The 11549-nt window shown below is 57.8% G+C and carries 12 protein-coding genes and 4 pseudogenes; 8 read left to right on the top strand and 8 right to left on the bottom strand.

The features are described 5' to 3' along the window. The first annotated feature begins 185 nt into the window (after positions 1–185). Positions 186–569 carry a DUF1622 domain-containing protein gene (locus tag IEG05_RS22585; RefSeq protein ID WP_046622686.1) on the top strand — a complete coding sequence of 128 codons (384 nt, stop codon included), beginning with the start codon at positions 186–188 and terminating at the stop codon, positions 567–569. Between the two features lie 114 nt (positions 570–683). On the opposite strand, the gene IEG05_RS22590 is transcribed toward IEG05_RS22585, so the two are convergent. Next, the gene (locus IEG05_RS22590) at positions 684–887 is read right to left on the bottom strand and encodes a heavy-metal-associated domain-containing protein (protein WP_014159574.1); all 204 of its coding nucleotides are present in this window, start codon (positions 885–887) and stop codon (positions 684–686) included. Between the two features lie 52 nt (positions 888–939). Between IEG05_RS22590 and IEG05_RS22595 the strand changes: the two genes are divergently transcribed. Further along, positions 940–1110 (top strand): hypothetical protein, encoded by a 171-nt coding sequence (locus IEG05_RS22595; protein ID WP_224742961.1) that lies wholly within the window; start codon positions 940–942, stop codon positions 1108–1110. 159 nt (positions 1111–1269) lie between these two features. Here IEG05_RS22595 and IEG05_RS23435 read toward each other — a convergent pair. The 3 pseudogenes from IEG05_RS23435 to IEG05_RS22605 form a co-directional block, all read right to left on the bottom strand. After that, a pseudogene (locus IEG05_RS23435) lies at positions 1270–1695 on the bottom strand (DNA cytosine methyltransferase); the annotation flags it as partial. Positions 1696–2102: 407 nt separating this feature from the next. Next, a pseudogene (locus tag IEG05_RS22600) lies at positions 2103–2564 on the bottom strand (SOS response-associated peptidase); the annotation flags it as partial. A 2-nt stretch (positions 2565–2566) separates the two neighbouring features. After that, a pseudogene (locus IEG05_RS22605) lies at positions 2567–3352 on the bottom strand (tyrosine-type recombinase/integrase); the annotation flags it as partial. 539 nt (positions 3353–3891) lie between these two features. Here IEG05_RS22605 and IEG05_RS22610 point away from each other — a divergent pair. From IEG05_RS22610 to IEG05_RS22620, 3 genes are read left to right on the top strand one after another with little or no spacing between them, the layout of a single operon-like run. Continuing rightward, positions 3892–5217 (top strand): type II toxin-antitoxin system HipA family toxin, encoded by a 1326-nt coding sequence (locus IEG05_RS22610; protein WP_046622590.1) that lies wholly within the window; start codon positions 3892–3894, stop codon positions 5215–5217. Continuing rightward, the gene (locus IEG05_RS22615) at positions 5218–5484 is read left to right on the top strand and encodes a helix-turn-helix domain-containing protein (protein ID WP_003459718.1); all 267 of its coding nucleotides are present in this window, start codon (positions 5218–5220) and stop codon (positions 5482–5484) included. A gap of 51 nt (positions 5485–5535) precedes the next feature. After that, positions 5536–6339, top strand: coding sequence for an inositol monophosphatase family protein (locus IEG05_RS22620; protein WP_191122757.1), 804 nt, complete (start codon positions 5536–5538; stop codon positions 6337–6339). Between the two features lie 211 nt (positions 6340–6550). On the opposite strand, the gene IEG05_RS22625 is transcribed toward IEG05_RS22620, so the two are convergent. Beyond that, positions 6551–7198 carry a HEPN domain-containing protein gene (locus IEG05_RS22625; RefSeq protein WP_191122758.1) on the bottom strand — a complete coding sequence of 216 codons (648 nt, stop codon included), beginning with the start codon at positions 7196–7198 and terminating at the stop codon, positions 6551–6553. Positions 7199–7322: 124 nt separating this feature from the next. Here IEG05_RS22625 and IEG05_RS22630 point away from each other — a divergent pair, with 124 nt between their 5' ends. The 3 genes from IEG05_RS22630 to IEG05_RS22640 are packed head-to-tail and all read left to right on the top strand — an operon-like array spanning position 7323 to position 9139. Beyond that, a complete protein-coding gene (locus IEG05_RS22630; protein WP_191122759.1) occupies positions 7323–8324 on the top strand; it encodes a hypothetical protein in 1002 nt (333 codons plus the stop codon). Positions 8325–8328: 4 nt separating this feature from the next. After that, the gene (locus IEG05_RS22635) at positions 8329–8673 is read left to right on the top strand and encodes a hypothetical protein (RefSeq protein WP_191122760.1); all 345 of its coding nucleotides are present in this window, start codon (positions 8329–8331) and stop codon (positions 8671–8673) included. Next, on the top strand, positions 8666–9139 hold the full coding sequence (locus IEG05_RS22640; protein WP_191122761.1) for a DUF1353 domain-containing protein: 474 nt from the start codon (positions 8666–8668) through the stop codon (positions 9137–9139). The genes IEG05_RS22635 and IEG05_RS22640 overlap by 8 nt, the downstream gene beginning before the upstream one ends. Positions 9140–9612: 473 nt before the next feature. Here IEG05_RS22640 and IEG05_RS22645 read toward each other — a convergent pair whose 3' ends face one another. The 3 genes and pseudogenes from IEG05_RS22645 to IEG05_RS22655 form a co-directional block, all read right to left on the bottom strand. Further along, positions 9613–9819 carry a hypothetical protein gene (locus IEG05_RS22645; RefSeq protein ID WP_197445814.1) on the bottom strand — a complete coding sequence of 69 codons (207 nt, stop codon included), beginning with the start codon at positions 9817–9819 and terminating at the stop codon, positions 9613–9615. A 279-nt stretch (positions 9820–10098) separates the two neighbouring features. Then, positions 10099–10854, bottom strand: coding sequence for an IS21-like element ISPpu23 family helper ATPase IstB (istB, locus tag IEG05_RS22650; RefSeq protein WP_046622600.1), 756 nt, complete (start codon positions 10852–10854; stop codon positions 10099–10101). Between the two features lie 17 nt (positions 10855–10871). Continuing rightward, positions 10872–11402: pseudogene (locus IEG05_RS22655) on the bottom strand (Mu transposase domain-containing protein); the annotation flags it as partial. Between the last annotated feature and the right edge of the window lie 147 nt (positions 11403–11549).

Consider the following 11549-nt stretch of genomic DNA (forward strand, 5'->3'; position numbering starts at 1 on the left):
CCGAGTGCGGCCAGTGCCACCTCGCGCCGCTCAGCCACTACAAGGAGCACTTCGGAATGATGTCCAAGCCGATAGCGGGTGTCAGGAATGCGGAACCTGAGCAGTGCTATCTCTGCCACCAGACCACTTCATGGAACGACATCCGGGGTGTGGGGATCTATGATCACCATTGACCGGATATGCCGATGAGCGCTGATTTGCCACATGTGGCGATCGGGATCGCGGTCGCGGGATTCGAGTTGTTCGGCGTCGGGGTCATCACCCTGGGCAGCGTGTTGGCTTGCGGCCGATTCGCCTTCATCCACAAGGGGTTCGAACTGAAGGCGCGATATCACTCCCTGCGGCAGGAGCTCGGCGGCGCGATCGTACTGGGCCTGGAATTTCTCGTGGCCGCCGACATCATCCGAACCGTTACGATCGATCCCTCGCTGCAGGGCGTCGCGATCCTTGCGCTGATCGTGCTGATCCGAACCTTTTTGAGCGTCGCACTTCAAATCGAGATCGAGAGAGGATGGTCGTGGCGGCGCAATCGACCCTCCCCGCCCGACCACCCGAGTACCTGCAACTGAGTGGTCGGGCCGGTCAGTTCAAGAACGGCTTCGTCCGACGACCGCACTGGCCGAGAACCTGGTCGCTTGACCCTGACGATCAACGAGGCCTGAACGAGGCCGCCAGGCGGTGCTTCACGGAGCGATCCAAACCGCCTGGTAGCCGGACTTGGTCAGTGTGGCCTCGACGATCTCACGGGGCTGGTCGGAGACGACCTGCACCCGTCGGGCAGGAACATCGGCGTGAACCCGCGCAGCCGGGTCGACGGACTGGATGGCGCGCGTGACGCCTCGGACGCAGCCGCCGCAAGTCATGTTCTGGATGTGGAACGTCTGCATGGGACAACTCCTGTTGGTTTGCGTACGGCTATCATGGACAAAGAGAGCCGGCATGAAGCGGCCAGAGACCGGCCACTACGAGTTGGCCATTTCGTATCGGAGCGACGACGAGCTGGACAAGACCGTGCACGACCTGCTCACCGAGATCAGCCAGGAAGCCGACATGCGCAACTGCTTTATTGAGGCGGATGCCTGGGAAGAAGGCACCGAGCGCAGGTGGTAGGGCTTACGTTGGTTTTTGGTTCCATTGCTCCCCAAACCCCTTTTCTCGGTATCTAGCTGGCGAGGTGTGATCACCCGCAGCGAGTCGGCAGCTTGTTGGAACACCAAGTCCTTGATCCAGGGCTCCGGTGGCCGGTTGAGCTTGAGGTTGAATTCCCCGTTCGTTAAGGGCCTGATACTTGGGCGTTTTGCTGGTGGCCTCGGACAGCAGCCCACTGGCGCCCTTGCATGGCGAACTGATGAATACGGCGTCGGGGCGCAGATTCTGCGCGGCGCGGCGTATGTCCTCGGCAGTCGCCTCGGTCCAGCCAGCAGGCGGTTGCTGGCCATGGAAACGGGTGTATTGCTCGCGGGTAAAGAGGTCTAACAGGGTGCCGGGAACGCCAGCTAGTCGCTCGAAGTCACGGAGCCCAGCTGGGTCTACGTCTACACCTCCAAGACACTCCCATTGGGCCTCTACATTCCCGACAACGGGGCGCGCTCTATTGAACCCTCGAGCCCCACCCCCAAGGCCGCAGCAGAAATGGAAATGGTACAGGGTGCGTTTCAGGTGAGCAGAGCTGGAATCGCGGGAGCTGTCGTACATGCTAGATCCTCTAACGGATATGTTTGCATGCGCGACATTGAACTACAGTTCAACTTATGGCAACACAATAATTGAACTGTGGTTCAATTACTTGACGGACGGTAACCCGCGGACTGCATCATCCCAAATCTGATCACGCTCGGGATCGTTACCCACTTTGCTGATCCAAGCTACTGAGTAGCTCCACCGCTCAGCGAGCAGCCTGCCTGTCCAACCTTTGCTCTTATAAGCAGCCTTGAACTCGGCAGGAGTCATGCGTGCCGGCCTATCGGCCTCGCCGTCAGACATAATTTTTCCAGTCATAGTGATCTCTATCTGGCCGCGGCGCTGCCAAGCTATCGGCAGCAGGCCAACATTGAACTGTGATTCAACAAGAGGCAAGAGGTTTTATTGTACTTGGCGTCAACTCAAAGCTGGGGATAGGCAACCAGCCTATCGGCTGGATACTGGGTCATGAACTCACTGCTGATTTCAGCGGGAGCTGTCAGCCAGTCCTGGTACAGCGCCTGAGGGAGCACCACCACCATGCGCTTCTCATGCCCCGGGCGATGGAAGTTGCGCATCAGCGCATGGTCATCGGCATTCACCGTCAGCATTGAGAACGACAGCTCCCTATCACCTGCAGCAGTTTTCCTCTCCTCCCATAGGCCCGCTATCCCTAGCAGCCGCCCATCGGCACGGGAAATTCGAGTAGGAATAGCCTTGCCTGTTCGCCAGTCGGGCTCATAGATCGCCACCGCAGGGATGATGCAGTGCTGTGCCTTCTTCCATGCCTCCCTGAATGACCGCTTGACCGAGGCCGTCTCAGAACGGGCGTTGTAGGTGGACCGTGCCAGCTTTTTGTCGGCCCAGAAGGGCAGGAGCCCAAACACCAACGAGCCTCGCGTAGCTCGGATGGGCGGCAGGCAAGCATGCTCAACAGCTGCAAACCAATTCGTACATCTATGGTGCCGTAGGCGCGCACTGCTCGAAGCAGTGCTGGCAGTTCGGCAATAGGCACATGCGCATAGTTTTCAGCTGGACGGGTCTGGAGAAACTTGTGCAGTCCCTCGAGCGGGTTGTATTGCGCTCGCCCCGTCACTCGAGCCAGATCGTAAATTTCCCGACACATGCCACGGACTCTGCTGGTCTGCTCAACGATTCCTTTTTGCTCCATGCCACGGAGCAGCTCCATCCACTCCATGGGTAGGATGGCTGCATACGGACGTTTACCGAACGTAGGGAATACGTGCAGCTCAAGTGCGCCAATGGTCCGGATAGCGGTTCCCTCACTCCATCCCTTGCGCTTGGTGGCGTACCACTCCCGAGCGAGATGCTCGAATGTGTTGTTCGCAGCTTCCACTTCTGCGGCTTTTCGTGCTCGTTTCGTTGCGAGTGGGTTGCTGCCCTCGGCTGCGTCGTCGCGCAGCTTCGCGGCTTCCTTCCGCGCTTGTTCTCCGGTCAGTTGATGGCTGCCTTTGCCATAGGCACCCAGTCCAATCCATGACCATTTGCCGTCCGGCTTTTTGTAGCGGAACTGCCAAGACTTCGAGCCGTCTGGCCGAACGCGAAGCTAGAGTCCGTTTCCATCGTTCTCTCGATACTCTTTCTCCTCCGGCTCTAAGCTTGCCAGTACCGTATCCGCCATAGGACGCTTCTTGATGTCCTTGCGCTTCATCCTGTATCCCTCAGATTCAATGTTTTCCGAAGATACACGAGAGGATACACCGCGTGAAGTTATAGGCGTAAACAAGAAGAGACAGCCAGAAACAAGAAAGCCCGCACAGGGCGGGCTTTTCAGGGTGCTTGTAGACTGTTTGAGACAGGTCTAGATGTATATTTGGTGGAGCCGGGGGGATTTGAATCCAAAGACACAAATGCCCAGCTCAAATCAGTGTTTCGGGCGCTTTGCCCCAAAAAACTGATTTGTAGGATTTCACTCAGCCGATCTGCAGTATAGGAACCTTGAGCCTTCCGTCAATAGCGCATCCAAATATGCCCAGTGTAAGTGTTGCCAGTTGGGCAGTTTTGCTGGGCGCGGGTTCAAATCCTTACTGGGGAGTTGAACACGGGCAGCGCCCTCCGAAGCGGGAACTAGTTCTTGAGATTGAGGCACTTTAATGCCTTTTTCTGTGGCTAAGATGATTTTTTAGGCATTAAATTGCCTTTTTTTGTGTGTGCGTCTACTGTTTGGGCATTAAAGTGCCGGTGACTGATATGCACAATCTTACTCTGCAGGTTTATAGGGATGGCCAGTGGCGCAATGCCATGGAGCTCCGTTTCGAGCAGCCCGAGGAAGGGCTGGAGGGTGCTTGTGCTTGTGGCTACCAGCAGGGCTATCTGGTTGACTCCTTGGAGTCTGTAGGCACTCGGCTGAATGTGGCTGTCAGTGCAGCTTACCCTCTCGGATGGGATTCTTGGCGAGATAAGAAGGCGCCTGCGTTTCTCTTCGACATCCTGCCATCAGGTGCAGCAAGACGCTTTCTACTGAAGCGTTTGGGCGGCGAGCGGCCCGAGGGTCTCAATCTTGATCTCTACCTTCTTGGGCGATGCACACCAGCGCCAATTGGCAATCTGCGTATCAAGGAGTCCGTCGAGGCGATTGCGGGCAGCCCTGTGCTCGGTTTTACGCGCGATGAGGTTATTAGTCGGGACTCACGATTCCTGGAGTACGCGTATGAACAGGGCGCAGCGATTGGTGGGGCGACAGGTGCTGGCGGTGAGGCCCCCAAGCTGTTGCTGACTGAAGATCGTCAGGGCGCCCTGCATCCAGATGCCGTGTTGCCAGATGCAGACGCAGCCCAGCACTGGTTTGTAAAGTTCGCGCGTAACAAAGCCAGTCAGACCGATCAGGACATCCTGCGCAGCGAATACTGCTTCTATCGTGCCGTCCAGCAGCTCGGAATGGATACGGTTGCAGCTGAAGGGTTGGCATTGGAGGAGGGCAATAAGCCCAGTCTCTGGATGCATCGCTTTGATCGCGAGATTAGCCCCGCAGGGGTTAGCCGAACTGCCGTTGAGTCCATGTACTCGCTATGCGGTGTAACCGAGGCGGGTAGCTACATGCTGCACACGCACGTGCTGGGGAATCTGGTTGAGCTATGGCGAGCTGTTGGACAGGAACAGCAGATCGGAGATCTGGTGTTTGAATACATGCGGCGCGATCTGCTGAACCAGGTTCTCGGCAATTCAGATAACCACGGACGCAACACCGCGATTCTCCGCTGCGAGCAGGGGGTTCGGTTGGCGCCAATCTACGACCTAGCGCCGATGGTCATGGACGAAGAGGGGGTTACGCGTACGACGAAGTGGCCAAAGCACATCGAGCTTGCTGGAGAGGTTAACTGGAGACGGGCCTGTGATGAGGTCGCGGGGTGGGTTAATGCCGATGAGCTGTACCAGCGATTGCGGTTGGCAGCTCAGGACTTCCTCGCGCTACCTGACTTGCTGAGTGCACAAGGGCTTCCCGACTCAACCATGAGTCACCCTCGTATAGCCCTGAGAAATCTCCAGCAGCGGATGCTTCAGTGGGGGTTGGTCTAAATGGACATTCTTGAGCGCAATCGCATTTTGAATGAGCTGCAGCAGCAGTTGGCTAGCGGCGAGATCACGATTGGAGGAGCAGTGCGGCGTCTGCGTAAGGAGGTGACTGGCTTGCAGCAGGCCAGATTTGCACAGATGTGCAAGTTGTCATTGCGCGCCTTGCGACAGCTGGAACTGGATGAGAGCAACCCGACGGTTCAGACTCTGAACAGCGTGTTTAATCCCTTTGGCATGCAGGTCGGCATTGTGCCGAAGACTCCGCGTTGAGCTGCGGCTGCATGCTGGTTCTTAAGGCTGGATGAGCGCTGGAGAAAACACATGGATTATTCATCGCTGCTCTCTAGGGTCACACAGGTGGTCACTAGGGCAGGCGAGCTTCTAGTCGCAGAGTGGCAGCGTCCTGAGGGGCCTCGCGGAGCGGGTGATAAAGCGGATGTTGATGTAGAAATCGAGGCTCTATTGCGGCCTTGCCTGCTGCATCTGTTGGATGGAGATTTCTGGGGCGAGGAAACAGGGCATTCGTTGACCGGTGCCCCGCTCTGCTGGGTGGTGGATCCTAACGACGGGACTGCTGACTTTCTGAAGGGATTCAAGGGCTCTGCCATTTCGGTAGGACTTCTTGAAAATGCTCAGCCTGTTCTCGGTGTTGTGTATGCGCCTGTACTGGAGGGGCGCCCTGCTGACTGCATCGCTTGGGCTAAGGGTATGCCATCAGTGTTGCGTAATGGCGAGCCGGTTGACGCGAATCTGTCAAAACAGGAGTGGAGTTCAGGCAGTCGAGTAATGGTCAGTACTGCTGCCAGGATGAAGCCAGAGCTAAATTCTGAATTGTGTGCTCCGGGTAGATTTGTCGCGATGCCAAGCATTGCCTACCGGTTAGCTCGTGTAGCTGCAGGTGATGGGGTTGCGGGCGTGTCACTTGTCCAGGTTTCCGCGCATGACGTGGTAGCAGGGCATGCATTGCTAAAAGGTGCTGGGGGCGTACTTCTCAATCAGGACGGAGAAGAGATTTCATACATGGCAGAGGCGCAAATGAAGACGGTCTCGCATCGGTGCTTCGGAGGTTCACCTGCTATCTGTCGACCCCTGGTGAATCGTGAGTGGATTCGACTGTTCAAGTAGCTGTTGTTTTTTGATTTCGAGCCAGCAGCATTGCAGCGTTCGCGGGCGTTGATGACTTGGCGCAGTTTCATGAACTGCGCCAGTTCTGGCTTCGTATGTGACGCAGTTCTTGTCGAACTGCGCCACGGCTAGGCGAAGAATGGACCCCAAACCTCAAATGAATGAATTACAGACATTGGTGCATCCGGTCAAGATAAACCGGTGTCCATTCTCAGCCAACCACGGGGTAGTTGGCATCGCCCCATAAGGTGTCTGGGTTATCCAGCATGATCTGGATGATCAATGGCACTAGCTTGCTGAGAAGGTTGCTGCAGTCTCGCAGTTGGTCTCTGTTAACCCGGCCATTCCAAGTCGCGCCACCGTGTATGAGCTGGTTTCGCAGGGTGTAAATCCGGTTGAACATTACGCCAAGTACCGCAAGCGTGTTTCGGTTGGCCAGCGCCAAAGCTGCTGCTTTTTTTCCGCTGGCGAAGCGTTCTTTCCACTGTTCTTCGCTGATTTTCCCGCTTTGATGATCCCAGAAGCTTTGGAAAACATACGGGTTGTCCAGTAGCACCCGGATGCTACCGGGGAACTCTGACCAGACGAGCTTCTCGATGCTGTTGGTGCTATCAAGTGAGCACAGTTTTTCGAGAAAGGCTTTGAAGGTTTCCTGTTCGGATAGCCGTTGCTGCTCGTCGATATCTGTGGCGTAGGCTGCGTTGAATGCGATCCACAGAAAAATGAATCGGCCATCAATATCTTCGGCGTGTTCTGCCCGGTTCAGCCAGCTCAGGGCTCGATGCAGTCGTAGGCTGAGATTGGGATGTTGTTGGTCGCGTTCTTGGCGGTGGCGCTCCTTCAAAGCCTGGTAGTGCATGCGATAACTCCCTGTGATGAAAGTCAGACCATACCAAGGCTTTCAAAGGTGGGGCAGCAATGTTTTTGACTGGTGGGATTAATAGTCGAAGTCACGCGCCAACTGCTTCCATGGCAGATGTCGAATGGCGCTTGAAAGAACCTCCGCCAGTGGCTGCATAGCGATGCTCGCTTCCGGAATGAGCTACCGCGCAATACATTTGAAAACCGGGCGGAACTACAAAACGATAGTCCGAGAATGCAGAAAGGTTTTGGGCGAGGTCTCGAAGCGACTGGCTGTGGCGCAGGCTGCGACCATGGGCGTAGGGCGCTCAATGCTCGGGCTCATGGGTGGGCCAGTCGGTCTTATCGCTACTGTTGGCCTCACCGCGCTTTCCTTCGTCGAGTTCGGCGACAAGGCAAAGGGCGGGATGGATAAAGCCGCTAATGCCACTGAACAAGCGGCCATGCGCATCCGAAACGCCACGCGCAATCTGCTGCCTAGCGATATCGGCACGCTGAACTTTGATGCCCTTCAGGAGCAGACCGCGCAAGTTGAGGCTCAGCTGAAATCGGCGCGTGACAATCTCGAACAATATCAACGCAGCTTTGACGCTGGAGCGATCAGCGCACAGTGGGTTGATGGGCAAAAAGAGAAGGTCGCAGCACTTGAGGGGGCGCTCTCCAAGCTCAAGGGCGAAATGGATGGCGTCCGGTTTGCTAGCGATACGGCCGGCGAGTCGTACAGCAAAAACCTCGAGCGCCAGGCTGTTCTAGTAGGCAAGGTGACCGAAGAGCAGCGCCTGCTCGCTATGGTGACAGCCGGGTATATCAAGCTCAGCGAGCCGGACCTGAAGATAGCAATCGAGCGAGCCAAGCGCATCGATGCAGTATCTGCTTCGCTGAAAGGCTCAACCGGCGAACTGAAAGAGCAAGCCAACGCCTACCAAGCCCTGTACGACAGGCTCTATCCTGCTGAAGCGGCTCTGGCGGTTCGGGCGGCGGCGGCACGGATGTTCTCGGGACCGTCAACCAGGCGCGCAGTCTCTATTCCGCATACGGCACCGCGTCATCGCTGTGGCCTGCGTTGTCTGGTGGCTGGGCTAACGGTGGTTTCGGCTACACAGCGAACAAGAGGCCGCGCTTGATCGCGTGTCTGAGCTGGCGGGTCTTTCTGACAGCCTGCGCAGCGGCCTTCGCTCGATGCGCTTGGAGTCTGAGCAGTTCGACCGGATGCGCCGCGATCAGGCTAAAGGCCAGATTTCGTCGGCGCTTGCCCTAGCCCGTTCTGGCGGCTCACTCCAGGGCTTGGACCTGTCCGACGCGCTGAGAGAGCTAAGCAACAGCGACACCAGCGGGTTTGCCTCGTTCGAGGAATACGCCCGCGACTACTGGCGCACAGCGAACGACATCAACGAGCTGGCCGGGCTGACTGACGCGCAGTTGTCTGTTGACGAGCAGATCGCCAAGAGCCTAGAGGAGCAATGCTATGAGTGAGACAGCATGGTTCTCCGGCGCGCTGGATCTGCGGGCGTACAAACCGGGCGAGTGGGTGCTGCTTGAGCCGTTCCGGTATCACGCCAGGGATGGCCGGGAATTCACCGTGCCGCGCTGGTTCGTTACGGATTTGGCGTCGATACCCTGGCTGGTTGATCCGCTTTTTGACAGCCTGGATCACCGTGCGGCGGGCGTCGTGCATGACTGGCTTTACGCATCTCAGCAAGTCACCCGCGCCGAAGCCGACGAACTGTTCCGCGAGATGCTGGAAACCCTCGGCGTCGGAGTCATCAAGCGGAACCTGATGTACTCCGGTCTTCGCGTGGGCGGCTGGTATCGGTACGGGCAATGTGAGGGCGGGCCGAAGGGCGAGGACTTCGCCTGGGAGTTCATGTCCTCGGCAGAGCGTGAGGCGTACCGGATCAGGTTTATCGAGAAGGGGGATTGGGTTGCCCGGACGGGCTGAGAGGGGAAACAAAAAAGGTTGCTGAAATGTTGCTGAAACCGGGACTAACCGGGACATATTTTCAGCAACTTTCAACAACCTTTTCCGCTAGAGGCCCCGTATTTAGGGGCTTGTTTGGTGGAGCCGGGGGGATTTGAATCCCAAACTTCAATATCCCGGCCAAATCAAGGCTTCAGCGCATTATGCAAGAAACCTTGATTTGTTGGATTGCTCACAGTGAGCGCGAGTATATGAACCTTTCGAGCCTTGTCAAGCATCGCAGTCACCTATCTGTGAGAGTGGCTTTGCGTGCGTTGGCGAGTAGAGCTGCCCGCAGTCGGTTGGGTTTAGGCTGCGTTGAAGCCAAACGCTCCTGAGTTTGAAGTTACCAATGATCTAGGGAGGCGTCTTGGGTTTCTAAGGTGTTCCCGTTGGCACCCGATCATAATCACCTCAACTCAATTTACGGTCTTATTTTGACTGCGGTTTGAGGTTCATGGAGCAGGATTGCCTGGTGTGATTCCAGGTTTCAATCGCGAGGTGCGAAAATGGATGGGGCGATTCACCCGCTCCTGGATCAGGCGGTCCAGCACCTTATGGACCTGCGGCCCCAGGCCAACGAACACGGCATCCTTCAGTTCTTCGACTTCCGCCGCGAAGTGCTCCAGCAGGTACTTCCTCAGCAAGGGGTGCTTGGTCATATCCGGTGAGCCACGGTAATCGTCGTCCTTTACGAATACCGGATAGCGCAGACATTGATTTTCGTGCGTTAGAGAGGGCCTCGCTGCCCAAAAGCCTCACGCGCAAACTCCAAGAAGCTGCGCAGCTTTGGAGTCATTCTTCGGTCAGGGGTGCGGATTCCACGCCATCCGGCCACCCAGTCCGCTCTCATCTGGCCAGGCATTCCACGGCCATCTGGCCACCTGTTCCACGGCCATCCGGCCGGGCAGTCGGAGCGCAGCGACGCAGGGGGGGCATTGTTAGTCTGAGGTGCCCGGTGTCGTCAATTTCTTCGTCTGTTTGCGCATCGACTCACCCTTGAGGTTGATCCGATAAGCGTTGTGCACCAGGCGGTCGAGGATGGCGTCGGCCAGAGTCGGATCACCGATCAGTTCGTGCCAGTTGTCCACTGGCATTTGGCTGGTCACGATGGTCGAGCGCTGGCCGTAGCGGTCGTCCAGTAGCTCCAGCATGTCGCGGCGCTGTTCCGCGTTGAACGGGGCCAGACCCCAGTCATCAAGGATCAGCAGGTCGGTCTTGGCATAGCCGCTCATCAGCTTGGCGAAGCGCCCGTCGCCGTGGGCTAGGCCCAACTCTTCCAACAGGCGCGGCAAGCGCAGGTAACGCACGCTGTAACCCTCTCGGCAGGCCTGGTGGGCCAGGGCGCAGGCCAGCCAGGTCTTACCGACGCCAGTCGGGCCGTTGATAATCAGGTTGAGTCCGTCGCGTAACCACTGACCGCTGCTCAGCTGGAGGATCAGCGCCTTGTCGAGTCCGCGCGGGCTGCGGTAGTCGATGTCTTCGAGGCAGGCGTTGTGCTTGAGCCGGGCCTGACGCAGGCGGCTGCTGAGGCGCTTGTCGTCGCGCTCGGTCAGTTCGCGGTCGACCAACAGGCCGAGGCGTTCCACGAAGCTCAGGCTGTCGATGTCGGGGGTTTTCAGTTGCTCGGCGAGTGCCTTGAGCATGCCGGTCAGGCGCAGGGTCTGGAGCTTGTCCAAGGTCGGATGGGGCAGCATGGTGGGATTCCTTGTGTTCAGTGGTAGTAGCCGGGGCCGCGCAGGTTGGCGTGGTCGTCCGGCAGCAGGGGCAGGTGCTGCTGGGCCAGCGGCAGGTTTTCCAGCCCCTGGCGCAGGATCGATTCGAGGCTCTTGTAGCTGCACGCGCCGAGGCTGAGGGCGCGTCGGCAGGCCAGCTCCAAGCGCACTTCGCCATGGGTCTTGCCCAGGCGCAGGATGCCCAGGCAGGCCCGGTAGCCTTGGGTTGGGTGGATGCGCCGTTCGAGGATGTGGCTGATCACGCCGGCGGTGTGCGGCCCGGTCTGCTCGGCCCAGCGGATCAACCGTTGCGGCGTCCACTCGGCATGCTCGCGATGGCTCTTGGGCATGTGCTCGGTCTGTGTGCTATGCCGGCCCTTGTGTGGCGAGCGCAGGTGGCTGGCCACCCGCTGGTTGGCGTGGAAGCACTCGACGGTGCGCGCCGTCAGCCGTACTTCCAGCTGTTTCTTCACCAACTGGTAGGGCACTGAGTAGTAATGCCCATCGACCTCGACGTGATAGTCGATATGTTCTGTGGTCAGCCACAGAACATATCTTGTGTGGCCTTGCGATTTATGTGGCCTTCAGTCCGCGGCACGGCCTCGGCTGCGGGGTGGCGCGATCTGTAGGCCACAGAAGCATCAAGGCAACCGAGAGCAACATGAGTCTTCCGTCCA

This window comes from Stutzerimonas kunmingensis (assembly GCF_014764705.1).
Lineage (GTDB): Bacteria > Pseudomonadota > Gammaproteobacteria > Pseudomonadales > Pseudomonadaceae > Stutzerimonas.

Coding starts and splice junctions, on each gene's coding strand:
- IEG05_RS22585 (WP_046622686.1), top strand. CDS start 186: ATGAGCGCTGATTTGCCACATGTGGCGATCGGGATCGCGGTCGCGGGA.
- IEG05_RS22590 (WP_014159574.1), bottom strand. CDS start 887: ATGCAGACGTTCCACATCCAGAACATGACTTGCGGCGGCTGCGTCCGA.
- IEG05_RS22595 (WP_224742961.1), top strand. CDS start 940: ATGAAGCGGCCAGAGACCGGCCACTACGAGTTGGCCATTTCGTATCGG.
- IEG05_RS22610 (WP_046622590.1), top strand. CDS start 3,892: ATGCACAATCTTACTCTGCAGGTTTATAGGGATGGCCAGTGGCGCAAT.
- IEG05_RS22615 (WP_003459718.1), top strand. CDS start 5,218: ATGGACATTCTTGAGCGCAATCGCATTTTGAATGAGCTGCAGCAGCAG.
- IEG05_RS22620 (WP_191122757.1), top strand. CDS start 5,536: ATGGATTATTCATCGCTGCTCTCTAGGGTCACACAGGTGGTCACTAGG.
- IEG05_RS22625 (WP_191122758.1), bottom strand. CDS start 7,198: ATGCACTACCAGGCTTTGAAGGAGCGCCACCGCCAAGAACGCGACCAA.
- IEG05_RS22630 (WP_191122759.1), top strand. CDS start 7,323: ATGGCGCTTGAAAGAACCTCCGCCAGTGGCTGCATAGCGATGCTCGCT.
- IEG05_RS22640 (WP_191122761.1), top strand. CDS start 8,666: ATGAGTGAGACAGCATGGTTCTCCGGCGCGCTGGATCTGCGGGCGTAC.
- IEG05_RS22645 (WP_197445814.1), bottom strand. CDS start 9,819: ATGACCAAGCACCCCTTGCTGAGGAAGTACCTGCTGGAGCACTTCGCG.
- istB (WP_046622600.1), bottom strand. CDS start 10,854: ATGCTGCCCCATCCGACCTTGGACAAGCTCCAGACCCTGCGCCTGACC.